Source organism: Leptogranulimonas caecicola (assembly GCF_023168405.1).
Classification (GTDB): domain Bacteria; phylum Actinomycetota; class Coriobacteriia; order Coriobacteriales; family Atopobiaceae; genus Leptogranulimonas; species Leptogranulimonas caecicola.
On record NZ_AP025285.1, the window covers coordinates 143,787 to 168,006 of the forward strand.

Below are 24,220 nucleotides of genomic sequence, written 5' to 3' on the forward strand. Positions count from 1 at the left end.
AGGTATGGCGCGTTTGCATGTGATGGAGCGAAGCGCTGCGCAAGCGGTCATGGACGGCTTGCATAAGGCGTTGGAAGGGCGCCTGTCGGTGAGCTCGCTGGCGCCTTGCCCAGTGGAGTTCACGGCAGCCTATATCGCCATGTGTGCCACCCAAAGCTGCGGCAAGTGCACCCCCTGCCGCGTGGGGCTCAATGCGCTCCACGATCTTTTTGACGACGTGTTGGAGAACCGCGCAACCCCTGAGACCTTGGATCTCATCGAGAGGACAGCGCGAAACATCTACCTTTCGGCCGACTGCGCCATTGGCTACGAGGCCGGTTCCATGGCCCTCACGGCAGTGCAGGGCTTCAGGGACGATTTTGAGAGTCATATCCATAACCACGCCTGCGGCTTCAAGCAGTCCGAGCTGGTGCCCTGCGTCTCCGGCTGCCCAGCCGGCGTGGACATCCCCGGCTACATCAGCCTGGTGGAGGCCGGCCGCAACACCGACGCCGTACGCCTCATCCGCAAGGACAACCCACTGCCGTTGGTCTGCGGCTACGTGTGCGAGCACCCCTGCGAGATGTTCTGCCGCCGCGGCATGGTGGACGATCCCATGAACATCCGCGGTCTCAAGCGCTTCGCGGTGGATCACATGGAGGAAGACTATCGCCCCCACATGGCCCCCTCCACGGGCAAGCGCGTGGCGGTGGTAGGTGGCGGGCCTGCGGGTTTGTCGGCAGCTTATTACCTGGCCCTCATGGGCCACGACGTCACCGTCTTCGAGGCCCGCAAGCACCTGGGCGGCATGCTGCGCTACGGCATCCCCAACTATCGGCTGCCGCGCCGCCTGCTGGACCAGGAGATCCAGTGGATCCTAGACTGCGGCATCCACGTGGAGCTTGAGTGCCCCATCGAGGACCTGCGCCCGTTGCGCGACGGCTTCGATGCGGTCTACCTGGCCATCGGCGCCCACGGCGACAATCGGCTGGGACTTCCGGGCGAGGACTCGGCCGGCGTCATCAGCGCGGTGGAGATGCTGCGCGCGGTGGGCGACGGCGACGCCCCGGACTTCACCGGAAAGCGCGTGGCGGTCATCGGCGGCGGGAACGTGGCCATGGATGTGGCGCGTTCGGCGGTGAGGTGCGCAGCCGAGAAGGTCACCATCCTCTACCGGCGCCGTGTGGCCGACATGACGGCACAAGACGAGGAGATCGCCGGCGCCCAGGCAGAGGGCTGCGAGCTTCTGGAGCTCCATGCCCCGGTGCGCATCCAGGCAGACGAGCGTGGCCATGTGACCGGCGTGGTGGTGCAGCCGCAGATCATCGGCGGGCTCAAGCGGGGCCGTCCGGCTCCCCGAGCTGCCGACGCCGCCGAAGAGCTGGTGGAATGCGACGTGGTGGCCGTGGCTATTGGTCAGGCTATCGAGAGCGACGTCTTCGAGAGGCAGGGCATCCCCTGCAAGTGGGGCCGCATTCAGGCGGCCGAGGACGGCTCCATCGCCGGCTTCGACGGGGTCTTCTCGGGCGGCGACTGCCAGAGCGGCCCGGCCACGGTGATCCGCGCGGTGAACGCCGGCAAGGTGGCCGCAGGCAACATTGACAACTACCTGGGCTTCAACCACGTCATCGGTGTGGACATCGACCTGCCGCCGGTGCAGTTCAAGGGTAAGACCAGCTGTGCCCGCTGCGAGATGACCGAGCGCGAGGCGGCCGACCGCATCTGTGACTTCGACCTGGTAGAGCGCGGGCTCACTGCCGAGGAGGCCCATCAGGAGGCTTCCCGCTGCCTGCGCTGCGACCACTTTGGCTTTGGCGCGTTCCGCGGAGGGAGGATCGACCAATGGTAGAGATCATGCTTGAAGAGTTAATCCCCGAGCCCCTGGGCGACGGCGCCAGCGATCCTGCGGCATCCGCTAATCCCGCCGTGCCCGCGGCGCCCGCCGAGCCCCAGCTGGTCACCGTGACGGTGGACAACAAGACTGTGCAGGTACCCACCGGATCCACCATCTTAGATGCTTGTACCGCCGCCGGGGTGCGCGTCCCCACCCTGTGCTTCCTTAAAGACGTCAACGAGATCGGCGCCTGCCGAGTCTGCCTGGTCGAGGTAGAGGGCATCGAGCAGCTGGTGGCCTCCTGCAATAACGTGGTGCTGGACGGCATGGTGGTGCGCGCCAACAGCCCCCGAGTGCGCGAGGCCCGCAAAGCCAACCTGGAGTTCTTGCTCTCCCGTCACAACTCCACCTGCACGAGCTGCGTGCGCTCGGGCAACTGCCAGCTCCAGGCGCTCTCCAACCAGTTTGGCATCTCGGAGCTGCCCTATTCCGTCGAGCTCACCCATACCCCCTGGAACCAGGACTTTCCCCTTATCCGCGATGCCGATAAGTGCGTCCACTGCCTGCGCTGCATTCAAATCTGCGATCACGTGCAAAATACCGGCGTCTGGGACCTGGCCAATCGCAGCAGCCATACCTGCGTAGGCGTGGCCGGGGGTGCTCCCATCGAGGCCACCGACTGCACCCTCTGCGGTCAGTGCGTCACCCATTGCCCCACCGGCGCCCTTACCGCCCGCGACGACACCGACAAGGTCTTCGACGCCATTGCCGACCCTGACACCACCGTGGTTGTCCAGGTAGCCCCTGCAGTACGCGCTGCCTGGGGCGAAAGCCTGGGCCTTTCCCACGAGGAGGCCACCATCCAGCGCATGGCCGCCGCCCTCAAGGCCCTGGGCGTCGATTACGTCTTTGATACCAGCTGGTCCGCCGACCTCACCATCATGGAGGAGGGCAGCGAGCTTCTGGCCAAGCTGGCCGCAGCCGCTGCGGCGCCCGGCGACCCAGCAGCTTCCGCTGACCTCGCGGCCCCCGGCGCCGGCGACGCCCCGCGCTTCCCCATGTTCACCAGCTGCTGCCCCGGGTGGGTGCGCTACGCCAAGGCCCATCATCCCGAGCTGGTAGACCAGCTCTCCTCCGCCAAATCCCCCGGTCAGATGTTTGGCGCCATCACCAAGAGCTGGTTCGCCCAGACCCAAGGCATCGACCCCCACTCCGTCTTCTGCGTGGAGGTCATGCCCTGTCTGGCCAAGAAAGCCGAGGTAGCCTACGCCCCCATGAACGACGCCTGCGGCGACCCCGACGTGGACGTCTCCCTCACCACCCGCGAGATGGACCGCATGTTCCGCGCGGCCTGCCTGGATGTGGCCTCTCTCGAGGAGCTCCCGCTGGACGATCCTTTGGGCACCTTCACCGGCGCCGGCGTCATCTTCGGCGCCACCGGCGGCGTCATGGAGGCCGCCCTGCGCACCGCCCATGCCATCGTCACCGGCGAGGACGCCCCCGCCGACGCCTTCTCCGCCGTCCGCGGCATGGATGGCTGGAAAGAGGCGACCTTCGACATGGGAGGGACGCCTTTATCGGTAGCCGTGGTCTCCGGCCTTTCCAATGCCGAGAAACTCATCCAATCCATCCAGTCAGGTGAGTTCAGCTATCACTTTGTGGAGGTCATGGCGTGCCCCGGAGGATGTGCGGGCGGCGGTGGTCAGCCCATTCATGACGGGTGTGAGCTGGCTGCCGAGCGCGGCGATGTGCTCTGGGAGCTGGACCGTCAGATGCCGCTGCGCAAGTCCCACGAGAACCCGGTGATCCAGCAGATCTACGCCGAGTACCTGGGCGAACCGCTGTCCCACAGGGCTCATGAGTTGCTGCACACCGATCACCACGCCTGGAAGATGCCCCACGAGGCGTAGTTGGTAGTGCCTACAGGGCTCGGGATGTGCACCGGAGTGCGGGCTGTGCATCAACGGAAGCATTCGAAGGGAGTCGTGCATCTGGCGATTCACGACCCCCTTCTCAAAAGCTTCCTCAGGATGCACACCCGGCCCATGCGTCGCATTATCCAAGCTCGCAGTGTTGTCTGTCCTGCTGATGCGCGGTCTGACGCGCTGGTCTGGTATTGCTGCTGGATGGCAGCTGCGCCGCTGATAGCCATGGCACGCTTGGCAGCTATAGCGCGTCCTGCCGCCATGGCGCGCCTGGCGGCCTCACTTTGCCCCCTTTAGCAGGCGGTCCTGCTGGCGTTTTGTCGGTGGGGCCGCTTTTTGGTGCCACGGGGGGTTATTGGTTAGATATCTGCACGGATGCATATTTAATTTGTACTATTGGATCTTGAACCAACTCTGTGACCTTGGATGATGTGTTGTGAAAATAAAAAAAAGACGTAGTTTTGGGGCAAAATCGGCCCCAAAACTACAAATAAAATATGTAACAGGATGAAAAACCCAGAGGATCGCTCCAAGAATAGTCTGGCTAGATGATTAGAAAATATATTATCCAAGGTAGTGAGCTTGTGTGTGTGAGCGGGGCGACAAATAGCGTGCAGAGGCATCGCGCGTGTTTGTCAATTAAGGCTTCTGAAATCTAGGGAAATAGGTTTGGCGCCCTAGCTTCCAGGCGATTATCTCCTGATCTCAAACATTGCCTGGGTAATGCCCACCAGGGCTACGGCAATGAAGAATAGGGCTATGAGCAGGCTTATCCAGGTGAGGAGAGGATGCTTGACGGTGGCGAACTGCCGTTGGCGCAGCAGATACCAGCGAGTTATCAGGCCGGGAGCCAACCCAATGAACAATCCAACGCAGATGGCTTGAAGCTTCCAAATGGCGGCAGGTACGGTGGCATCGGTAGGGGCGAGGAAAATCGCGGTACTCATGAGGGCGCAAAAGGCTGCTCCAGCTACTGTGGCGATGGTGGCGAGGCGCTCTCGCCAGACAGGAACGGCTTGCAGGGAGTGCGAAGAGTGCACGGCAGCCGAGGTGGATGCAGCCGGTGATGCGCTGCCTACCTGTGGCGCGGCTGGTGACGCACTGTCTACCTGCGGTGAGGCGGCGGGCTGAGATGTGGCGGTGGACTGCGGCGCGGCGGTAGGTTGCGGGGGAGCGGGCTTCTCGGCAGGCAGGGAATTGACGGCGCGTTGCAGCTCTTGGGCGAAGGAGAGAGCGCTGGCGGGGCGGTCGGTAGGGGAGAGGGAGCAGGCCTGCTCGATGAGCATACGCAGGGATGCGGGTACCACGGCGGGGTCGTCCAAGGCCTCCTCATAGACGGGAGAGGCGGGGGAGACGCCGGTGAGCAGATAGCCGGCGAGCTTGCCGAGGGCGTACACGTCGGTGCGGGGGCTGGTCTCGGCAAAGCCGTATTGCTCCGGGGCCGCAAAGCCCTGGGTGCCCAGCAGCACGGTGTCGTGGCGCTTGGGGTCGGGGGCCTGGAGGCGGGCGATTCCGGCATCAATAATGCATGCACCTGCGGGGCCAACGACGATGTTGGCGCAGGAAAGGTCTCGGTGAACGATGCCCTGCTCATGGAGGGCGGCGGCTCCCTGAGCGATCTGGGAGATGAGAGTGGCGGTGAGCTGCGGGGTCAGCGCGCCTTGGGATTCCACCAGCTGCTCCAGGGTGGGGCCAGAGATATAGTCCATGAGGATCGAAATGCCCCAGGGCTCGGAGGTCACCTGCCAGACTTTTACTAGCGCGGGGCTGGAGGTGTGTGACAGTGCCTGCCAGACCTCCAGGTTTGCTACCGGTGCGGGGATGAGTTTTTGTACGAAGATCCGGTTGGTGGAGTCGCTTACCAGCAGGGTGGCGTCGTGCTCGGAGCGGCGGACCAGCTCCTTGAGCGGGGTCAGTGGCGGTGTGGGACTCACAAGGGATGCGTTCATGGGTGGCAGCTCTTATCGGCAGGGGGGACGAGGAAGGCGTGCAGTCAGGCGCGGCGTACGGTGAGGGCGGCAGCTCTTATCGGCAGGGGGACAAGGTGGGGAGGCCGCGGGCGAAGAGTTCCTCGTCAGTGCGTTGGCAGGAAAAGTTGTGCTGAATGCACCAAATGACGATGGCGTCGCGGGGATTCTGCGGCGTCAGCCTACCTTGGTTGGCCAGCGCGAGCAGCCGTTGCGTTTGGGTGAGCGTGCAGCCGAGCGCACGGGCCAGCAGCAGCGCGTTATTGCGCGAGAGGCGGCGTGTACCCTGAAATACCTGGTAGCCAAAGGTGGCGTTGAGGCTGGCCTCGCGGATGACCTCAGGGCGGGTGAGGGGCTGGGCGGCCAGGAGGGTGTTGAGGTAGTCGGCCAGACTGGCGGGTGCTTGCTTTCCTGATGCCTCCAGCCGCGCCAGATAGCGGTCCAGCGAACAGGCTTCTTCCAGCTGAGCCATGAGATTCTCCGTGGTGTGCGCCATGGGCCTCCTCGTACCTACCTCCCTTAACCATTGAAATGCTATCACCTTACGGATGCGATTCACGTCGCGCGGGTGCCGTAGCCTTGTAAGGATGAGTGAGTTGCAAGTGGATTTAGGCTTCAAGACGCAGTTGCACTTCACCTACTAAGTACATCCCGTCCCTGCCCACAGCCCAGACGCTCCGCGTAGTAGCAGTCGCATACCGCCTACTAAGTACATCTACTTAGTAGGCGCGAGAAACTACCTGGGGTTTTATCGCCTACTAAGTACTTTTGATTTCCCGAGGCGCCATTTTGAGCCAAAAAAGTACTTAGTAGGCGAGCAGAAAGCAGAAAAAGACCAGCCAGTAGGCGAGCAGCAGAGCAGGAAACAGAGATCCTTTAGATAAGATCAGCTGGTCGGGTGATCGGCCAATTTAAACCTCACAAAAAAGGGCGCTGACCTGCGTCAACACCCTAAAACAGAGCACACTTTTTGTCCTATAAGTCTGTTTGATTCAAGCTGGTACGCAGGCCACTGCGCCGCATAAGCAAAAGCAGCTCGTCGTGGGTCGCACCGGAAGTCCCGCACTCGCTTCGCGCAGCTATCGCGGGGCATCGTCCTGGACTCAGGCCGCGGATGCGCCACTACGCCTGAGTTCCCGTACCCGCCGCGATCTCTTTGCCCATCTGCGCGAAGGCCACGAAGCACAGGATCATCTCCACCACCACGAACATGAAGTACATGAACATCATCACGATGGCCACCGCGTAAAGAATGCCTGCGGTCAGCGCGGCCCAACGCTTGTTAAGCCCCCAGCCGATCCAGTTAAAAACTACCGCCAGCCCCGTGAGCGCCGCGTGCGGCATGATCATCATCATTGCAATGGCCGTACCCGCGTCGGCCGCCGAATTCCCCGTGCTCACCGGCGCCGCCGCCATATAGCTCACCAGGTAGATCAGGTAGGCGCTGCCGAGAATTGCCGCCACCAAGAGCAGCACGTTTCGCTTCTTCATGAGAGCTTCCTTTCCTTGGAACCTAGAAACTCTCGCACCCTACCATCTGCCATAAGGGTTTTCATTAGCACCCAGCTAATGCAGCCACCTGGACCCCTTCCTAGAATGCAAGAAGACTGAAATTTCCCTAAAAGTGATGGGGTGACCTCGTCAAACGCTGCGGATCGCCCCATCGGTAAGGAGCGCGCTATGACTCTTGCAACAAAACTGGGTGCGGTGGCCTGTGCTTCTCTGCTCGTTCTCTCGCTGGGCGCCTGCGGAAGCAGCTCAAACTCTGATTCCAACAGCGCCGACACTAGCAGCGACGCCTCCCAAGAGCAGCAGGCCCAGCAGGCCGAACCCGCCCAAGACTCCCCCTACCAGGTGACCATCGACAACGCTCAGGTGGTCAAGGCCTACGACGACGCCAACGCCATCTGCCTCACCTTCACCTTCACCAACAACTCCGATGAGGCCCAGGCCTTCGGCACCGCCACCAGCGTCACCGTCTACCAAGACGGCGTCCAGCAGGACACCGCCATCCCCGCCGACAGCCCCGCCAACTACGGTAACGTCCTTAACAAAGTGAAGCCCGGAGCATCCATCACTGTCGATAGCGTTTACGCCCTGGCCAACACCACGTCTCCCGTGGAAGTGGAGGTCACCGAGCTCTTCGATCTCGACCAAACCGTCCTTGCCGAGAAAACCTTCAACCTTTCCTAGGAACCTCTCCCTCGTCCCTAGGATCCCATTAGCTTGCAGCCCCGCTGGTCCTCCCGCCAGCGGGGCTGTTTTTCTCGGCAGCAGTGTTATGTGGGCGATAACGGTAAGAATGGACGTCCCCTATGGACGCGTGCCATCTGTGGATACCTGCCTATTGGCCTCTGCCTACTAAGTACTTTTTTGCGCGAAATATGGCAGTCTACCGACTATTTGTACTTAGTAGACAGCAAAAGCCCAGGTCGTTAGATTCGCCTACTATGCACATCTACTTAGTAGGCGACGAAGCCGGAATCCAAGGCTGTTGTCGTTGGGTAACCATGGGGTCCGGAGGAGCAATCTGCGTCCCTTGAGGTGGTAGGGTGAAAGTCTGCTGATAATCTCCCGCCGCCCTGCCCTAAAGGAGGCAACCCATGGACGTCCACACCCAGTGCATTCACGCGGGCTACCACGCATCCAACGGCCAGCCGCGCACGCTGCCCATCGCGCTGTCCACCACCTTCCCCTACGATTCCTGCGAGGAGGTGGCAGCGCTCTTCGACCTGTCGGAGAACGGCTTTTTCTACTCGCGCATCGGCAATCCCACCTGCGACGCCACCGAGCAAAAGATCGCTGCTCTCGAAGACGGAGTGGGCGCCATGCTCACCAGCTCCGGGCAGGCGGCCAACCTCATCGCGGTCCTCAATCTGGCCCAAGCCGGCGATTCCATCGTGGCCTCCAGCGCCATTTACGGCGGCACGGTGAATCTTTTCTCGGTCACGCTCAAGCGCTTTGGCATCGAGACCGTCTATGTGAGCCCTCGCGCCACCAAAGAGGAGATCCTGGCCGCCATCCAGCCCAACACCAAGGCGGTCTTTGGCGAGACGGTGGCAAACCCGGCGTTAGACGTGTTAGACATCGAGACCTTCGCCGCCGCAGCCCACGAGGCAGGTGTGCCCCTCATCGTGGACAACACCTTCCCCACGCCGGTGCTCTGCCGCCCCTTCGAGTGGGGCGCCGACATCGTGACCCACTCCACCACCAAATACATCGACGGCCATGCCATGACGGTGGGTGGCGTCATCGTGGACTCCGGAAAATTCAATTGGGCCGCATCTGGGCGCTTCCCCGAATTCTGCGAGCCCGACGAGTCCTACCACGGCGTCGTCTACACCCGCGACTTTGGCGATGCCGCCTACATCGTCAAGGCCCGCGTGCAGCTCATGCGCGACCTGGGCTGTTATCCGCCAGCCACCAACGCCTTCATCCTCAACGAGACCCTGGAGACCCTGCCCCTGCGCATGGCCCAGCATGGCAAGAACGCGCTGGCGGTGGCCCAGTGGCTCCAGGCTCGTCCTGAGGTGGCCTCGGTCAACTATCCCGGCCTTTCCTCCAGCCCCGATCGCGACCTTGCCGAGAAGTACCTTCCCAACGGCTGCTGCGGCGTCATTTCCTTTGTGATCAAAGGCGGTCGTGACCGTGCGGCGGCCTTCCTGGACGCTCTCAAGCTGGCCCGCATCGAGGTCCATGTGGCCGACTCCCAAACCTGCGTCCTGCATCCCGCCAGCTCCACCCATCGCCAGCTTACCGACGAGCAGCTGGCTGCCGCTGGGGTCGAGCCTGGTTTGGTGCGCCTTTCCTGCGGCCTCGAGTCTGCCGACGACATCATCGCCGACCTCGCCCAAGCCCTGGACTCCCTGGCCTAACCGCGCCCGGCTGCCTGGTCGCCCCCGCCTACATTTCCTTGTCTGGTCGTGCCTCGTGGCAGCAAGCCACGCGCTTTATAGCGCCACCTCCAGCGTTGTGTGCGCAAAGAAAAGGCCTTCGGCGCCCAAGAGGGCGGCCGAAGGCCTTGTGCGTGAGATGGAAGAAGAGGAACTAGTCCTCGACGATCTCGGTGATGGCGCCGGTGGGGCAGTTGTCGAGGCACTGACCGCAAGCGATGCAGTTCTCCTCGTTAGCCACTACCGCGGACTCGTCGCCGAGCTCCAGGGTGTCAGTGGGGCATACGTCAACGCACACGCCGCAGCAGATGCACTCATCGGCATCGATAACAGGATGGGCCATGATGTCTCCATTCGTAGAGGGACGCCCCGCGCGGGGGCGCGAAGCTTCGTTGTTTGTGAATATACCAATCCTCTCCAAGAATGCAAGAACAACTTCTGGACTTTTTTGCAATCCCCTTGAGGTCTCTAACGCAGCCCCACTAGCTGGGCAAACTGGCAAAATACCCCTAGTTTAATGGGGTTAACATTTTTGGTTTAACGCGTACGGGAACGGGCTTTGCACAATGTTGCAATCATAGGCTGGAATGCGGCATGACAGCGGCTGGTCGCGTCGCAGGCATGGGCTCCATGCGCAGCCGAGAGGGCGGTAGCAAGACCCCCTATTACACAATTCTCAAATCAACAGAGGCTCTCAGAGGAGTCGTGAAATTCACCCAAAACGGGTGAATTCAAGGGGGTGGCGCGGGGGTTTCTGGACAAGGAGAGGTCTTTTAAAATACCCCATTTATCCTGGGGAGATAGGGATGGCGTGGAGGGTTTGCATCGGGCAGAGGCTATGTGTTTGCGCCAGGACACATCGGTGATAAGGAAACCGAGGCGTACGAGCTTCCCCGACGCTAAGTTGTGGAGGTTTAGGAAATCTATAGCGAACACACTTAGATAATGTGTAGTATGTTCACCAAAGGATATAAGCCTCACCGTGCGGAGGGCTCGCCACCATGGTTCGCCACCGCAGCAGTAACTCCGCCATGAGGCAGTTATGAAAGGAAGACCAGGTATGGCAAACAAGATTTTGGGCATCGATCTGGGCACTACAAACTCCGCCATGGCGGTGCTTGAGGGCGGCGAGCCCACCATCATCGTGAACGCAGAGGGCGACCGCACTACGCCTTCCGTCGTTTCATTCCAACCTGACGGCGAGCGCCTTGTGGGCAAGGCTGCCAAGAACCGCGCCGTCACCAACCCGCAAAACACCGTGTTCTCGGTCAAGCGTTTCATGGGCCGCAAGTATGACGAGGTGGCCAGTGAGCTCAAGACGGTTCCTTATACCGTCAAGCCCGGCAAGGACGGCCGCGTGGTCATCTCCATCGAGGGCGAGGACTACACCCCTGAGCAGATCAGCGCCATGATTCTGGCCAAGATGAAGGCAGACGCAGAGAAGTACCTGGGCGAGACCATCACCGAGGCCGTCATCACCGTTCCTGCTTACTTCAACGACGCTCAGCGTCAGGCCACCAAGGACGCCGGCAAGATCGCTGGCCTCGAGGTCAAGCGTATCGTGAACGAGCCCACCGCAGCAGCCCTGGCCTATGGCCTCGAGAAGGCTGACGGCGATCAGAAGATCCTGGTCTTCGACCTGGGCGGCGGCACCTTCGACGTGTCCTTGCTGGAGTTGGCAGACGGCGTGACCGAGGTTTTGGCCACCAACGGCGACAACCACCTGGGCGGCGACGACTGGGACCAGCGCATCATCGACTGGGCCGCTGACAAGTTCCAGAAGGAGGAGGGTGTCGACCTGCGCTCCGATCCTATGGCGCTGCAGCGCCTCAAGGAGGCTGCCGAGAACGCCAAGAAGGAGCTCTCCAGCGCCCAGCAGGCTACCATCAACCTGCCCTTCATCACCTCGGTGAACAACACCCCCAAGCACCTGGACTACACCCTGTCCCGCTCTGAGTTCGAGCGCCTCACCCGCGACCTTCTGGATCGCTGCAAGGAGCCTGTAACCAAGGCCCTGAAGGACGCTGGCCTGAACATCTCTGAGATTGACGAGGTCATCCTGGTAGGCGGCTCCACTCGTATGCCCGCCGTGCAGGAGCTGGTGCAAAAGATCACCGGCAAGAAGCCCAACATGTCCGTGAACCCTGACGAGGTCGTGGCAGACGGCGCAGCCGTTCAGGGCGGCGTCCTCACTGGCGACGTCGACGGCATCCTGCTTCTGGACGTCACCCCGCTGTCTCTGGGCGTGGAGACCATGGGCGGCATCATGACCAAGATGATCGACCGCAACACCACCATCCCCACTTCCAAGACAGAGATCTACTCCACCGCTGCAGACAACCAGACCTCGGTAGAGATCAACGTGCTTCAGGGCGAGCGCGAGTTCGCAGCTGACAACAAGAGCCTGGGCCGCTTCCAGCTCACCGGCATCCCCGCAGCCCGTCGTGGCACTCCTAAGATCGAGGTCACCTTCGACATCGACGCCAACGGCATCGTGAAGGTCTCCGCTAAGGATCTGGGCACCGGCAAGGAGCAGCAGATCACCATCTCCGGCTCCACCGCCCTGTCTGACGAAGAAGTGGACCGCATGGTCAAAGACGCCGAGGCCAACGCTGAGGAAGACAAGAAGCGCAAGGGCGACATCGAGGTGCGCAACCAGGTAGACTCCCTGGCTTACTCCACCGAGGAGACCCTGAAGGACCTGGGCGACAAGGTGCCTGCCGACATGAAGTCTGAGGCAGAGGCTGCCGTGGAGGACGCCAAGAAGGCTCTGGAGGGCCAGGACATGGACGCCATCCAGGCCGCCGGCGACAAGCTCCAGGAAGTGGGCCACAAGCTCGCTGAGGTGGTCTACTCCAGCGCCCAAGACGGCGCCGCTCAGACCGGCTCCGCAGACGACGACGTAGTCGACGCAGACTACGAGGTCGTGGATGACGACGACTCCAACAACTAATCTACGAGCGTGAACTCAAGGTGTCCGGAGCGCTCCAACGTTCCGGACACGCCTTATGAAGGAGGCGAAATCATGGACGATACCCAAGAAGAGCTCGATCCTCAGATGGTCGAGGCTGCCATTCGCGCCGGCGAGCAAGCCGCGCAAGAAGACTTCGCCCGTGATGCCGAGCGCGCTCGTTCTGAACGCGACGAGCTGGCTGCTTCTTTGGCCAAGGCAGAAGAAGAAGCCGAGAAGGCCCGCACTGAGGCGGCGGATGCTGCCGCTCGCCTGGCTCGCCTGCAGGCCGATTGGGACAACTACCGCAAGCGCACGGCCCAAGAGCGTGTGGCCGAGCGCGAGCGTGCGACAGAGAAGCTGGTAGAGGCGCTGCTGCCCGCCATCGACGATCTGGAGCGCGCAGTGGAACATGCGCAAGGCATCGAGGACAGCCAGATTCAAGAGATGGCCGCCGGCGTCGCCAACGTGCACACCAAGATCTTGGGTGTGCTGGAGCGCGAGGGCGTCGAGGTCATCGACCGCCCCGGTGAGGCGTTTGATCCTCTCCGCGAGCAAGCAGTAGGTCAGGTGCAAGACGCTGAGGCCTACAACGACTCGGTGGCACAGGTGCTGCGCCGTGGTTATACCATGGGCGGCAAGGTCATCCGCCCTGCCATGGTCTCTGTGACCGTGGGCGGTCCCAAGCGTCCGGCTCCTGAGGATGCGGATCAGGCACCTGAGGCTTCCAACTAGGAACGCTTCGCCACGTTGGGCTTCTGCTCCTAGCGGGTATGAGCCTTCATGAACTGGCAGTGGGAAACCTGCGCGCCCTGGGCCTCATGTCACGGCCTGGGGCGCGCGTTTCTCTGTACAAATAACCCCATGAAAGGGGGTGTGGCCGCGATGCCTAAAAAGAACTTCTATGACGTCTTGGGCGTCTCTCGCGATGCGAGTCAAGACGAGATTAAGAAGAGCTTTCGCAAGCTGGCCCAAAAGTATCACCCCGACGCCGGCGGCGATGAGGACAAGTTCAAAGAGATCTCCGAGGCCTATGAGACCTTGTCGGATCCTGCCAAGCGCAAAGAGTACGACCAGGTGCTGATGTTTGGCGGCATCCCTGGCGCAGACTTTGGCGGCGACGGTGGTCGCGGAAGAGCCTACACCTATAGCTCGGCCGATGGCTTTGACTTCTCGGACATCTTCAGCGGCTTTGGCGGCGGTGCCGCCTCTGACGGCGCCGGCTTTGACTTCTCGTCCATCTTCGGCGGAGGCCAGCCGCGCTCTCAAAAGGGCGGCGACCTCACCATGTCCATCGATGTGACTTTCGATGAGGCGCTGGAGGGAGCTCAGCGCAAGGTGACCTACCGTGTGCCTTCCACTGGCGAGGAGCAAGCCCTCACCGTCAAGATTCCTGCAGGCGCTGTCAACGGCGGCAAGCTGCGCTACCGCAAGCGCGGCGAGTACGGCCGCAACGGCGGCGAGCGCGGCGATCTGGTAATCACCACCCGCGTCGAGGAGCATCCGCTCTTCAAGCGCGACGGGGCCGATGTGCGCATGGACGTCCCCATCTCCATTTACGAGGCGGCGCTCGGCGCCACCATCGAGATTCCCACGCCCGAGGGCAAAGTAGTGCGCCTCAAGGTGCCCAAGGGCACCCAAGACGGCAAGACCTTCCGCTTCAAGGACCTGGGCGCCCCCAACGTCAAGAAGAAGGGCGCCAAGGGCGCGCTTTACGTCACCGTCAAGGTAGAAGTGCCCACGCGCCTTACCAAGGAAGAGCGTGCCGGCCTCGAGCAGGCTATGGAAAACGATCATCACGATTGGCGCCGCGACATCGAGCGCTTGGTTAAAAAGAACAGCTAACAGATAGCTGAGAGGAGGATGCCATGGACAGTCCAGAGGTTGGACGTGCCAACCGCACTAAACCTCTCTACATGATCTCTGTGGCGGCAGAGCTCTGCGGCATGCATCCGCAGACCCTCCGCGTCTACGAGCAAAAAGGCCTGGTGAACCCCGGTCGCTCTCGGGGAAACACCCGTCTCTACAGCCAGGCAGACATCGAGCGGCTTCATCTTATCGGTCGCTTGACCGACGAGGGCATCAACCTCGCTGGCGTAGTGCGGATTTTGGACATGAGCGAGCGCGCAGAAGAGCGCGACGCAGAGATCGACGAGCTGCGCGCAAGGATACGTGAGCTGGAGAATCAGGTCCACGAATACCGCACCCGCGTGCGCATCACCGCTCTTGCCCCCTATGACGGCAAGAGTCCCGAAGCGGTGTTGCGCGGTTTTCTTCAAGGAAACACGACTGACCAACCATAAAACCCCGCATCGAGGGGCATAGACCTCTATCGATGCTGTCTCTTTGCAAGAATGGAGGTACTCCATGAACGTTAACAAGCTTGCCGTTACGGCAGCCGAGGCCCTGCAAACCGCATTGGGCATTGCCACCGACGTAGATGCGAGCGCCTGTGAACCTGTCCACTTACTCAAGGCCCTCTTGGCCTCGGGCGAGCGCAACCTGGACTCGATCATCGAGAAGGTGGGGGCCGACCCTCGCGCTGTGGAGCATCAGGCAGATGATGCCATCGCCAAGCAACCCAAGATCTCTGGCGACTCCCTGTCACAGATGGGCCTTTCTCGGGAGTTGGTCAAGGTCTTTGACGCTGCCGAGAAGCTCGCCACCAAGATGGGTGACTCCTACGTCACTACCGAGCATCTGCTGATCGCCCTGTCGGAAGACAAGTCTGACGCCGGTTCGATCCTGCGCGGCGACGGCCTTACCGCCACGCGCATTCAGGAGGTCTACGAGAACCTGCGCGGCGACGAGCACGTGACCAGCGCCGACGCCAAGCCAGAGTTCGAGGCTCTGGAGCGCTACGGCCGCAACGTGTGCGAGCTGGCACGCATGGGCAAGCTGGACCCGGTCATCGGCCGCGTGGAGGAGATCCGCCGCACCATTCAGGTGCTCTCCCGTCGCACCAAGAACAACCCGGTGCTCATCGGCGAGCCTGGCGTAGGCAAGACCGCCATCGTGGAGGGCCTGGCCGAGCGCATCGTGGCCGGCGACGTGCCCTCGACTTTGAAGGACAAGGACATCGTCGAGCTGGACATGAGTGCCCTGGTAGCGGGCGCCAAGTACCGCGGCGAGTTCGAAGAGCGCTTGAAGAGCGTGGTCAAAGAGGTGCAAAAGTCCAACGGCCAGGTGATCCTCTTCATCGACGAGCTCCACACCATCGTGGGCGCCGGCGGCGGCGAGGGCTCCATGGACGCCGGCAACATCTTGAAGCCGGCGCTGGCCCGCGGCGAGTTGCGTGCCATCGGCGCCACCACGCTGGACGAGTACCGCAAGTACATCGAGAAGGACGCCGCTCTGGCCCGCCGCTTCCAAACCGTCATGGTGAGCGAGCCCACGGTGGAAGACACCATCTCCATCCTGCGCGGCCTCAAGGAGAAGTACGAGATGCACCACGGCGTGCGCATCACCGACGCCGCCCTAGTCTCTGCTGCAGACCTCTCCAACCGCTACATCTCCGACCGCTTCCTGCCCGATAAGGCCATCGACCTGGTGGACGAGGCTGCCAGCCGCCTGCGCATGGAGCTGGACTCCATGCCCGCCGAGATCGACGCCATGGATCGCCAGATGACCCAGATGCAAATCGAGGAGCAGGCCCTCATGAAAGAGGAAGACGCCGCTTCCAAGGATCGCCTGGAGCAGCTGCGCCGCGAGATGGCTCTCATGCGCGAGAAGCTGGACGGCGTGAAGGCTTCCTGGCAAAACGAGAAGAGTGCCATCGACCGCGTCCAAGACCTCAAGCGCCAAATCGACGAGGCCAAGAACGAGGAGGAGCGCGCCACCCGTTCGGGCGATTTGGCCCGCGCCTCTGAGATTCGCTATGCCACCATCCCCGACCTCCAGCGCCAGTACGACGAGGCCGAGAAGCTCCTCATGGACAAAGAGGACGACGGCATGCTCAAGGAGGAGGTCACCACCGGTGAGATCGCCGACGTGGTCTCCAGCTGGACCGGCGTCCCTGTGACCAAAATGATGCAGGGCGAGATGGACAAACTCAAGAATCTGGAAGAGGAGCTTCACAAGCGCGTCATCGGCCAAGAGGACGCCGTGCGGGCCGTCGCCTCTGCCGTGCGCCGCAGCCGCGCGGGCCTCGCAGACCCCGACCGTCCTCTGGGCAGCTTCTTCTTCCTTGGCCCCACCGGCGTAGGCAAGACCGAGCTGGCCAAGGCCCTGGCAGAGTATCTGTTCGACGACGAGCGTGCCCTTATCCGCATCGACATGTCCGAGTACATGGAGAAGTTCTCCGTCCAGCGCCTCATCGGCGCCCCTCCAGGATATGTGGGCTATGACGAGGGCGGCCAGCTCACCGAGGCTGTGCGCCGCCATCCTTACAGCGTCATCTTGCTGGACGAGATGGAGAAGGCTCACCCGGACGTCTTCAACATCTTGCTCCAGGTGCTCGACGACGGCCGCCTCACCGACGGCCAGGGACGCATCGTGTCCTTCAAGAACACTATCATCATCATGACCTCCAACGTGGGTTCCCAGTTCATCGCCTCCGCCCAGGCCATCGCAAACCCCGAGGAAGTCACCGAGCAGGTCAACGAGGCTCTGCGCGCTACCTTCAAGCCGGAGTTCTTGAACCGCATCGACGACGTGGTGGTCTTCCACGCCCTCATGCTGGACGACATCGAGAAGATCGTGGACATCCAGCTCAAGGGAGTGCGCGAGCGCCTGCGCCGCCAGCGCCTGAAGCTGCAGCTCACCCCTGCCGCCGTGCAGGCTCTGGCTCTGGAAGGCCTGGATCCCGTCTACGGCGCCCGCCCCTTGAAGCGCCTCATCCAGCGCCAGGTGGTGGACAACGTGGCTTCCCTCATTCTGGACGGCCGCGTGCGCGAGGGCGACACCGTCGAGGTGGACGTGGACGACAAGCAGGGCTTCTATGCTCGCCTCGCCGTCGCCAGCCTTAAGGAGACCCAGGAAGACTACGAAGAGGTCGAGCCCATCGAGCCCGACGACGTCCAAGAGGACTAGCGCTTCCCGCCAGCCCTCCTCGCGATCAAAATCGCGCAGGAAAGGCGGCAAGGGCTTCTCGGCAGCTTAAAAATGCCGAGAAACACACCCATAGGCACCCTGTTCTCCTCACGGAGGACGGGGTGCTTTTTTTGGGATGAGACTAACGATGATGAGTTGGTAGTTCGTGCGGTAGAGTGCGGGCATAGGCGCGAGGTCTATCGTTCGAAGTGCGAGGGATAGCCTCTCCATATCTCAAAAAGCCGTTGCGGGTAGAATTGCGTCGTAGATGTATCCGGGGTGTCGCTCAAGCGACGTGGCCCCTCCACTCCAAGGAGACTGCATGCGCTGCGAAGGCTGCGGCACCGAGCTACCTGACAATGCAAAGTTTTGCCACCAGTGCGGACGTCCCGTGGCGGGCGCTTCCCTGCAGGATGCGACGTCAAACGTCGATATGAATGACGCTCCCGATGTAGCGAATGTAGCAAATAATTCCAAGGGCACCCTAGACAATACCCCAGTCTCCGATGTTGCAAATGTAGTAATTAATTCCAAGGATGTCCCAGCTGACGCCCTTGGCGCTCCAGCTGGATCTTCAACTTCCGATGCTCAGAACTCCCCGGACGCTCCGGCGGAAGAGGCCGCAGAGGCTCCCCAAGGCGCCCAGCCGCAAGAAGACTTGGCAGCCACCTCGTCGCTCAAAGAGGTGGAGGCTACCCAGGTGCGTCCAGGGAGCCCCCAGGTAGAAGTAGGCGACACGGTGCCTGTGCCCACGCCGGTTGACGCCACCAAAGAGGCCGTGCGCTTGGACCTCACCGACGAAGACCTTGTGGATTCCCTGGTCACCGACCCTTCCCGCCCCGGCTCTACCGGCCGCATGCGCGTCTATGCGGCGCCGGATCCCATCGCAGAAGAGCAGGCTGCCGAGAAAAACCACCGCCTGGGCCTCATCACCGCCGCCGTCCTGTTTGTGGCGGCGCTGGCGATGCTCGCGGCCTTTGTCACCTGGCGCATGGAGATCTGGGGCGGCAAGACGCTGCCCGACACCGTGGGCATGGACCAGGCCGCGGCCACTTCCTTGCTGGAAGGGGAGGGCTTCTCGGTAGCCACCACAGAAGTGGTGAGCGACAACGCTGTGGGCAAAGTGGTGTCCCAGGAGCCGGCGGGCTCCAGGCGCGTGGATCCCGGCAGCGTGGTGGCGCTGGGCATCGGCGTGGAACGGTCGGTGCCCGAGGTGGAGGGCATGGCCCTGGAAGACGCCAAGGAGGCGCTGCACGACCGCTCCATCGATCACGTGCGCGTGGAATATGAGAATTCTGACAATGAAAAAGGCACAGTCATCGCGGTGACGCCTTCGGCCGGGTCGGTAGTGGCGGCCGACGAGATGGTGACCCTGGTGGTGGCCCAGCCCTATACGGTGCCTGACGTGGTGGGCCTCAGCGAGGACGATGCCAAGGAGGCTGTCGAGCGCGCCGGCCTCACCTATGAGACGGTGATGGTGGCCAGCGACCAGGATCCGGGCACGGTGGTCTCGGCAGACCCTGCGGTCGGGTCTGAGCTCAAAGCCAACTCCAAGGTGACGCTCACGGTGTCGTCGCCCTATCCGGCCAGCCCCTACGCGGCGTTGGAGTACCTCCACTGCGCGCCCAAGGACCTCTCCACCTACCTGCGCCAACAGGGCTATAGCCTGCTCTACGGCGCAACCCGCGACGACGTGGTTGCCGCCACCTGGGCCGGCTCTGCCGCAAGCCCGCAGGTGGTCATTGGGCCCAATCCCTTTGCCGAGTACCGCGGCTTCCAGTTCTGGGCCACCGACGGCTTGGCCGCCGGCGCTCAAATCCAGGGCGTGCGCCTGACCTTTGACCAAGACTCCGCTCCCGACGCCGCAGGCGCCCTCAAGGTGGACCAAGCCACGGTCAACACCCTCATGGAGGCCTGCGGGCTGAAGACCTCCTCGGGCACCACCACCACAGCTACGCCACAGACGCTGGCGCCCAAAGCCTCCCAGGCCCCAGAATTCATCGCCAAGGCCGGCACCCAGGGTTCCGACACCTGGGCCATTGTGGTCTGGCGCGCCAACGATCAAGTCCTGGCCGCCGTCTGCGTCGCACCCACCCAAACGCTGGAGACAAACCTCTCGGCTGCCGGCATCAGCCTGGACGCCTACGAGGGCTCCATGGCCAACCTGGCCGCCACCCAACTGCTCATAAAGGGGTAACCGTGATGACTCCTCACGTTTCTGCTGCCGAGAAACCCGCGCCTTCCCCTAAGAAACCGGCTGCCAGCAGCGGCGCTTCTCGGCAAGAAAAAGTCTCTGCCAGCGAGTTTTGCCGGGCAGAGACAGAAGATGACGACGGCTACGATCCTTGGAGCGACCGCCCGCCTGCGCGCGAGTCTCTCTGGGAAGAGGATCCCTGGCGCTAGGAGCCTGCCGCTTCTTGGACGCGGCGCCGCGTAGGTGGGCCCGCAGGTGAGCGCAGCGCTGACACTAACGAAGTACCAGCCAGAGGATGAGGGCCACTAAGAGCGTTGCGGCCACCAGCACGGCCAGGATGGCGGCCGTGCGGGCGCGCTGTTGCTTCTGGCTGGCGAAAAGGTCGCGTCGTCCTTTGGGAACCTCCAAGTATTGGCCGTATTTGAGCTCTTTTTTGAAGCGTTGCTCGTCTGCCCGGCTGCGGCGGTAGCCACTGTCTGAGAAGGCGGAGCCGCGGCGGGTGGTGTAGCCGCTCTCATGGGAGTAGTCGATGGAAGACTCAAAGTCGTCCTCGTCCATGCGGTTGATGGCGGCTTGGGTGCGATGGGGCACCGGCTCGCGCACATAGGCCCCTCGGGGGTTGGAAGGCTCCCGATAGCTGGAGCTGTACCCGCTATGGGGAGCGGCGTTTTGCGGGCGGGGTTGCCCGGTAGTGGGCGGGGCCGCAGGGGAGCGATGGTGGGCGTCCCCCTCAAAACTGGGGTCGTAAGCCGCAGGGTCGTTTTGAGGCAATGGGGCCGAGACGGTCTCTGGAGCACCCGCGAAGGGAGGCTCGGCCAGGCCTTCCACCAGATCGCGCCCTAGGTCTTCTGGCACGCGATGGGTGGGAACCGAATCATGCTGTAAAAGATCGTCGTCGCGCTCGTGCGCTGCCATGGCTGCCTCCAGAGATTGCACGCCTTTGCACAAAAGCCGCAAAGGTCGTCACCGATCTATTCTAGGAGATGCTTCCCCGCCTGCCGAGGTCAAGCCAGCTTCTGCGAGCGAAAGGCAATAAATGCCCAGAGATCTTGAGGGACTGTAAGCAGTAGGCGCTTTTGCTTCCGGGTTAAGGGCCGTGGCTCTAAAGCCTTCAGCGCATAAGCCCTTCGCCCAGTACTCTGGTGGTGATGTGGAAGGAGTTGCCTTCGCTCAAAAAGACGGCCTCAGAGTAGTCCAAGGCGACTCCCTGCTCGTCGTAGACCATGGTGGTCACCTTGAAGAGTGGCTCCTCGGGCTGTACGTCCAACAGGGCGCAGAGGTTGGTGGTGGCCCGCAGGATCTCGATGGTGCGGTCTGCTTCCAGGGCCGGGCGACCCATCTCGTCGAAGGTGGAGTAGAGCGAGTGGACGGTGAGATCCACCGAAGCAAGCTCTGGGAAATACTCGCAGGGAGTGCAGTTGGTGAGAAAGACGAAGGGCTTTCCGTCGGCATAGCGCAGGCGGACGGTGCGGTAGACCGGCGCACCGGGGGCGATGCCCAGGCGGCGGGCTTCCAGGTCGCTGGCGCCTACCGTGCAAAACCTGATGATCTTGGTCTCCGGGAAGCTGGTGTTGGCGCCGCGCTCCTCATAATAGCTGCGCAGCGTGGTGGCGTAGCCCTGGGGCACGCGCCTGCGGGCCACCACATAGCCGCCTGCCACGGCCTCCAAGAATCCCTCGCGGGCCAAAAGCTCCACGGCGCGCTTGACCGTGGGCGCGCTCACCCCATAGGTCTCCGCCAAATCCGATTGGGAGGGAATGAGCTCCCCCACGGCATAGCCGCCGTTTTCGATAAGACCTCTAAGGTCGTCCTTGATCATGAGATAGGCAGAACCCATAGTCGCTCTTTTCCAATTGGGGACCCAATGCCAACGAGGGTCGAGCTTACAAGAACCAAACCGCCAATATAGACATAACTTACAAGAAGCTGCGTAGGCCTGCGAGGGTGCGAATAGGGAAAAAGGGATGCGTTATGGTAAATAACCTCGCGTGCCTCGACTATAGTAAGAGAGTCTACAGGTCGTCGAACCTCCCATGCCCTTCTTTTGCTAGGTGTAACACTTACATAAACAGAACGTACGGATTAAAATCCTGACAAATGGAGAAGCCTCCTCGCCACCCTTCCCAGAGTAGCGCATCTGCCCGTTCTAGATAACGATTGAGAGCGTCCATGAACCCCTTCATCTGGATCCTTCTGGCCTGCGTCGCAGGACTTCTTATAGCCCACCAGGTAGCCATGCGCGTCATTGCCGCACGGGCCCAGCGGCGCATGGATGCAGACGGGCCCGAGGCCTTGCTCGACTATCTAGACGGTCGGTGGCCCAACAGGCTGATGCCGGCCTACAACCTCAACTACATGAGGTTCGCCGCCTATAGGCGGCTGGGCGACGCCCGCCATGCCGATAAGACCTTCAGCACGCTGCTCGCCCAGTCTTCTGCGGGTCGTCAACGCGTCGATCTCCTGGTGAAGGGCTTCGAGTATTACCTGGCTCGAAAAGACGAGACCCAAGTGCGCAGCCTGCTAGAGCGGATGGCAGAGACGGCAAACACCCAAGCCCTTGCCAAAGAGCTCCAAGCGGTGGCAGACATCGTGCTTGATGGCAGCACTGCCTATATCGACCAGATGAAGCGCCAGATGGAGGGCGCAGACCTCCCCACACGCCTGCGTCTGCTGCGCCTTCTGGCTCTCCAATACGACAGCCAAGGCGACGCGGAGGCGGCCAAAGCGGCTCGCGAGGAAGCTGCGCGCCTCTCTCGAGTCATGGCCTAGGGCCAAGGGGCTGCAGCGACCTCTTAAGGCGCCTGGCGGCAGGGTTAGCTTTGCTCGGCAGCTGCAGGGTCTATAGGGTCGATCATGTCTGAGGGCAGCACCAGGGCTGAGGGCTCCTCTGCGCCCACCGTGAACTCGAAGCTGTTGTTGCGGCCTCGGTATGTGGAAATAGAGTATTCCACCATGCGGTTGTCTTGGGCCCTGCCAAAGGTTTGGAAGTGGAAGAGCGGGTCGCCAATGGGCAGGTCGAGCAGCGTGGCCGAGGAAGCGTCGGCCTTCATGACCTCCAGGCGCCGGGTGATGGTGCGCACCGGCCGACCAAGGTCGCTCATGCGCTGGTAGAGGCCTACTTGGGAAAAATCGGCGTTCAAAAAACCAGGGTAGAGCTCGGAGGGCAGATAGTGCTCCATGAACACATGGGGTATCTCGTCCACATAGCGCAAGCGCACCAGCTTTATCACCGGATCGCCGGCAGCCAGCTCCAATGCGCGGGCGATGCCCTCGGAGGCCTCTTCGATCTTAGCCAGGATGGGCATGGTGCGCACGCTGTGGCCTGCCCGGCGCAACTCCTCCTCAAAGCTTTGCAACCCTGAATCTGCCTGGTAGCCACCCGGCTTTTTGGGGTCTGCGTCTGGACTGGTGGGTTTGGTGACGATGGTGCCCCGTCGACGCCGCCGTTCCAGGTAGCCTTCGTCCACCAAGATTTGCAACGCCTGGCGCATGGTGGGGCGGCTTACGCCGTATTGTTTGGCAAGGTCCGTCTCTGAGGGGATAAGGTCGCCCTCAGAGTAGGTACCGTCGCTGATCTTGGCAAAAAGATCATCTTTGATGTTGCGGTAAAGCGTCCCCATAGTGGTGTTCACAGCCGGCCTGCGATTCTAAGACGACTGCCCGCCTCCTTTTCATGCCTCTTGGGTATCGTGGCCCTTAAGAGGGATGTCTTAGGATGAAATATCCCTGCTCTTAAGAACTATAGAGGATTGAAAGAAGTGACGGACAGTCGAGAGCGGACTATGCCAGAGAAGGCTCACAGTCGAGCCTTCGTATGCGAGCCATCAGCTCGCGATAGGACCCCGGTTTTCCAAAAAGGGCGCTGGTGCCAAGGACTGCGCCGTCGGCCCCTAAAGCGCAGACCTCTTGGATCGCAGCAGGAGAGCACGCGCCGTCGACGATGATCTTGAAGCCGTAGTCGTCTTTGAGTTGGGCAAACTGCGCGATCTTGGGTTTGACGTAGTCAAGGAAGCTCTGGCCGGAAAACCCAGGGTTCACCGTCATGATGAGCACGTAGTCCACCAAAGGCAGACACCACTGCACCGTCTCCAAGGCCAGGCCGGGGTTCACGGCGATGCCTGGATGGGCCCCCAGCCGCGCGATCTTGGCCAGGGTGGAGTTGATGGTCTTATCGGTCTCAGGATGCACGTAGACGATGGAGGCGCCGGCCTCGATGTAGTGCACGCATGCCTCGGCGGCGTTGGTGGCCATGAGGTGCACGTCGCAGGGCACGCTGGAGCGTGAGCATACGGCGCGGACGTCGCCTAGGCCCATGGAAGAGGTATCCACGTAGTGGCCGTCGATGACATCGAGATGCAGTAGGTCGGCGCCGGCGGCGCAGAGGGCGTCCACCTCGTCTGCCAGGTGCAAGAAGTCGGCGCACATGAGGGAGGGGCAAAGCAGCATG

General features: G+C 62.0%; 20 protein-coding genes. 12 read left to right on the top strand and 8 right to left on the bottom strand.

The genetic code is table 11. From position 1 onward, the window contains the following. The first annotated feature begins 4 nt into the window (after window positions 1–4). Both OR601_RS00615 and OR601_RS00620 read left to right on the top strand, forming a co-directional pair. Window positions 5–1,828 carry an NAD(P)-binding protein gene (locus tag OR601_RS00615; protein ID WP_265591834.1) on the top strand — a complete coding sequence of 608 codons (1,824 nt, stop codon included), beginning with the start codon at window positions 5–7 and terminating at the stop codon, window positions 1,826–1,828. Then, a complete protein-coding gene (locus OR601_RS00620; protein WP_265591835.1) occupies window positions 1,822–3,723 on the top strand; it encodes a [FeFe] hydrogenase, group A in 1,902 nt (633 codons plus the stop codon). The genes OR601_RS00615 and OR601_RS00620 overlap by 7 nt, the downstream gene beginning before the upstream one ends. A 707-nt stretch (window positions 3,724–4,430) precedes the next feature. Here OR601_RS00620 and OR601_RS00625 read toward each other — a convergent pair. The 3 genes from OR601_RS00625 to OR601_RS00635 form a co-directional block, all read right to left on the bottom strand. Next, on the bottom strand, window positions 4,431–5,687 hold the full coding sequence (locus OR601_RS00625; protein ID WP_265591836.1) for a serine/threonine-protein kinase: 1,257 nt from the start codon (window positions 5,685–5,687) through the stop codon (window positions 4,431–4,433). 76 nt (window positions 5,688–5,763) lie between these two features. After that, the gene (locus OR601_RS00630; RefSeq protein ID WP_265591837.1) at window positions 5,764–6,201 is read right to left on the bottom strand and encodes an XRE family transcriptional regulator; all 438 of its coding nucleotides are present in this window, start codon (window positions 6,199–6,201) and stop codon (window positions 5,764–5,766) included. Between the two features lie 626 nt (window positions 6,202–6,827). Then, entirely contained in the window at window positions 6,828–7,196 is a 369-nt protein-coding gene (locus tag OR601_RS00635; RefSeq protein ID WP_265591839.1) for a hypothetical protein, read from the bottom strand. 189 nt (window positions 7,197–7,385) lie between these two features. Here OR601_RS00635 and OR601_RS00640 point away from each other — a divergent pair, with 189 nt between their 5' ends. Both OR601_RS00640 and OR601_RS00645 read left to right on the top strand, forming a co-directional pair. After that, window positions 7,386–7,898 carry a DUF5067 domain-containing protein gene (locus tag OR601_RS00640; protein ID WP_265591840.1) on the top strand — a complete coding sequence of 171 codons (513 nt, stop codon included), beginning with the start codon at window positions 7,386–7,388 and terminating at the stop codon, window positions 7,896–7,898. 410 nt (window positions 7,899–8,308) lie between these two features. Next, window positions 8,309–9,580, top strand: coding sequence for an O-acetylhomoserine aminocarboxypropyltransferase/cysteine synthase family protein (locus OR601_RS00645; protein ID WP_265591841.1), 1,272 nt, complete (start codon window positions 8,309–8,311; stop codon window positions 9,578–9,580). 172 nt (window positions 9,581–9,752) lie between these two features. Here OR601_RS00645 and OR601_RS00650 read toward each other — a convergent pair whose 3' ends face one another. Then, window positions 9,753–9,941 carry an ATP-binding protein gene (locus OR601_RS00650; protein WP_136011638.1) on the bottom strand — a complete coding sequence of 63 codons (189 nt, stop codon included), beginning with the start codon at window positions 9,939–9,941 and terminating at the stop codon, window positions 9,753–9,755. A 717-nt stretch (window positions 9,942–10,658) separates the two neighbouring features. Between OR601_RS00650 and dnaK the strand changes: the two genes are divergently transcribed. From dnaK to OR601_RS00685, 7 genes are all read left to right on the top strand, one after another. Continuing rightward, window positions 10,659–12,551, top strand: coding sequence for a molecular chaperone DnaK (gene dnaK / locus OR601_RS00655; protein WP_136011637.1), 1,893 nt, complete (start codon window positions 10,659–10,661; stop codon window positions 12,549–12,551). A gap of 72 nt (window positions 12,552–12,623) precedes the next feature. Further along, window positions 12,624–13,283 carry a nucleotide exchange factor GrpE gene (locus OR601_RS00660; protein ID WP_136011636.1) on the top strand — a complete coding sequence of 220 codons (660 nt, stop codon included), beginning with the start codon at window positions 12,624–12,626 and terminating at the stop codon, window positions 13,281–13,283. A 150-nt stretch (window positions 13,284–13,433) separates the two neighbouring features. After that, on the top strand, window positions 13,434–14,393 hold the full coding sequence (locus OR601_RS00665) for a DnaJ C-terminal domain-containing protein (RefSeq protein WP_265591842.1): 960 nt from the start codon (window positions 13,434–13,436) through the stop codon (window positions 14,391–14,393). 23 nt (window positions 14,394–14,416) lie between these two features. Continuing rightward, window positions 14,417–14,851, top strand: a complete 435-nt coding sequence (locus tag OR601_RS00670) for a heat shock protein transcriptional repressor HspR (RefSeq protein ID WP_136011634.1) — start codon at window positions 14,417–14,419, stop codon at window positions 14,849–14,851. Window positions 14,852–14,915: 64 nt separating this feature from the next. Then, on the top strand, window positions 14,916–17,579 hold the full coding sequence (clpB, locus tag OR601_RS00675) for an ATP-dependent chaperone ClpB (protein ID WP_265591843.1): 2,664 nt from the start codon (window positions 14,916–14,918) through the stop codon (window positions 17,577–17,579). A 322-nt stretch (window positions 17,580–17,901) separates the two neighbouring features. Continuing rightward, window positions 17,902–19,776 carry a PASTA domain-containing protein gene (locus OR601_RS00680; RefSeq protein ID WP_265591844.1) on the top strand — a complete coding sequence of 625 codons (1,875 nt, stop codon included), beginning with the start codon at window positions 17,902–17,904 and terminating at the stop codon, window positions 19,774–19,776. A gap of 5 nt (window positions 19,777–19,781) precedes the next feature. Then, entirely contained in the window at window positions 19,782–19,982 is a 201-nt protein-coding gene (locus OR601_RS00685; protein WP_265591845.1) for a hypothetical protein, read from the top strand. 64 nt (window positions 19,983–20,046) lie between these two features. On the opposite strand, the gene OR601_RS00690 is transcribed toward OR601_RS00685, so the two are convergent. Together OR601_RS00690 and OR601_RS00695 are read right to left on the bottom strand one after the other, a co-directional pair. After that, a complete protein-coding gene (locus tag OR601_RS00690; protein WP_265591846.1) occupies window positions 20,047–20,688 on the bottom strand; it encodes a hypothetical protein in 642 nt (213 codons plus the stop codon). A gap of 196 nt (window positions 20,689–20,884) precedes the next feature. Further along, a complete protein-coding gene (locus OR601_RS00695; protein ID WP_265591847.1) occupies window positions 20,885–21,610 on the bottom strand; it encodes a GntR family transcriptional regulator in 726 nt (241 codons plus the stop codon). Between the two features lie 332 nt (window positions 21,611–21,942). Between OR601_RS00695 and OR601_RS00700 the strand changes: the two genes are divergently transcribed. Then, window positions 21,943–22,542, top strand: a complete 600-nt coding sequence (locus OR601_RS00700) for a hypothetical protein (protein WP_136011628.1) — start codon at window positions 21,943–21,945, stop codon at window positions 22,540–22,542. 44 nt (window positions 22,543–22,586) lie between these two features. On the opposite strand, the gene OR601_RS00705 is transcribed toward OR601_RS00700, so the two are convergent. Together OR601_RS00705 and OR601_RS00710 are read right to left on the bottom strand one after the other, a co-directional pair. Then, window positions 22,587–23,405: a GntR family transcriptional regulator gene (locus OR601_RS00705; protein ID WP_265591848.1), complete on the bottom strand. Its 819-nt coding sequence runs from the start codon at window positions 23,403–23,405 to the stop codon at window positions 22,587–22,589. A 148-nt stretch (window positions 23,406–23,553) separates the two neighbouring features. Further along, a complete protein-coding gene (locus tag OR601_RS00710) occupies window positions 23,554–24,219 on the bottom strand; it encodes a ribulose-phosphate 3-epimerase (RefSeq protein ID WP_265591849.1) in 666 nt (221 codons plus the stop codon). Between the last annotated feature and the right edge of the window lies 1 nt (window position 24,220).

Excerpts from the sequence above, each read along its gene's own strand:
- OR601_RS00625 (WP_265591836.1), bottom strand. The coding sequence starts at position 5,687 with ATGAACGCATCCCTTGTGAGTCCCACACCGCCACTGACCCCGCTCAAG.
- OR601_RS00620 (WP_265591835.1), top strand. The coding sequence starts at position 1,822 with ATGGTAGAGATCATGCTTGAAGAGTTAATCCCCGAGCCCCTGGGCGAC.
- OR601_RS00710 (WP_265591849.1), bottom strand. The coding sequence starts at position 24,219 with ATGCTGCTTTGCCCCTCCCTCATGTGCGCCGACTTCTTGCACCTGGCA.
- OR601_RS00650 (WP_136011638.1), bottom strand. The coding sequence starts at position 9,941 with ATGGCCCATCCTGTTATCGATGCCGATGAGTGCATCTGCTGCGGCGTG.
- OR601_RS00680 (WP_265591844.1), top strand. The coding sequence starts at position 17,902 with ATGCGCTGCGAAGGCTGCGGCACCGAGCTACCTGACAATGCAAAGTTT.
- OR601_RS00695 (WP_265591847.1), bottom strand. The coding sequence starts at position 21,610 with ATGGGTTCTGCCTATCTCATGATCAAGGACGACCTTAGAGGTCTTATC.
- OR601_RS00640 (WP_265591840.1), top strand. The coding sequence starts at position 7,386 with ATGACTCTTGCAACAAAACTGGGTGCGGTGGCCTGTGCTTCTCTGCTC.
- OR601_RS00690 (WP_265591846.1), bottom strand. The coding sequence starts at position 20,688 with ATGGCAGCGCACGAGCGCGACGACGATCTTTTACAGCATGATTCGGTT.
- OR601_RS00645 (WP_265591841.1), top strand. The coding sequence starts at position 8,309 with ATGGACGTCCACACCCAGTGCATTCACGCGGGCTACCACGCATCCAAC.
- OR601_RS00630 (WP_265591837.1), bottom strand. The coding sequence starts at position 6,201 with ATGGCGCACACCACGGAGAATCTCATGGCTCAGCTGGAAGAAGCCTGT.
- OR601_RS00665 (WP_265591842.1), top strand. The coding sequence starts at position 13,434 with ATGCCTAAAAAGAACTTCTATGACGTCTTGGGCGTCTCTCGCGATGCG.
- OR601_RS00700 (WP_136011628.1), top strand. The coding sequence starts at position 21,943 with ATGAACCCCTTCATCTGGATCCTTCTGGCCTGCGTCGCAGGACTTCTT.
- OR601_RS00660 (WP_136011636.1), top strand. The coding sequence starts at position 12,624 with ATGGACGATACCCAAGAAGAGCTCGATCCTCAGATGGTCGAGGCTGCC.
- OR601_RS00685 (WP_265591845.1), top strand. The coding sequence starts at position 19,782 with ATGACTCCTCACGTTTCTGCTGCCGAGAAACCCGCGCCTTCCCCTAAG.
- OR601_RS00670 (WP_136011634.1), top strand. The coding sequence starts at position 14,417 with ATGGACAGTCCAGAGGTTGGACGTGCCAACCGCACTAAACCTCTCTAC.
- clpB (WP_265591843.1), top strand. The coding sequence starts at position 14,916 with ATGAACGTTAACAAGCTTGCCGTTACGGCAGCCGAGGCCCTGCAAACC.
- dnaK (WP_136011637.1), top strand. The coding sequence starts at position 10,659 with ATGGCAAACAAGATTTTGGGCATCGATCTGGGCACTACAAACTCCGCC.
- OR601_RS00635 (WP_265591839.1), bottom strand. The coding sequence starts at position 7,196 with ATGAAGAAGCGAAACGTGCTGCTCTTGGTGGCGGCAATTCTCGGCAGC.
- OR601_RS00615 (WP_265591834.1), top strand. The coding sequence starts at position 5 with ATGGCGCGTTTGCATGTGATGGAGCGAAGCGCTGCGCAAGCGGTCATG.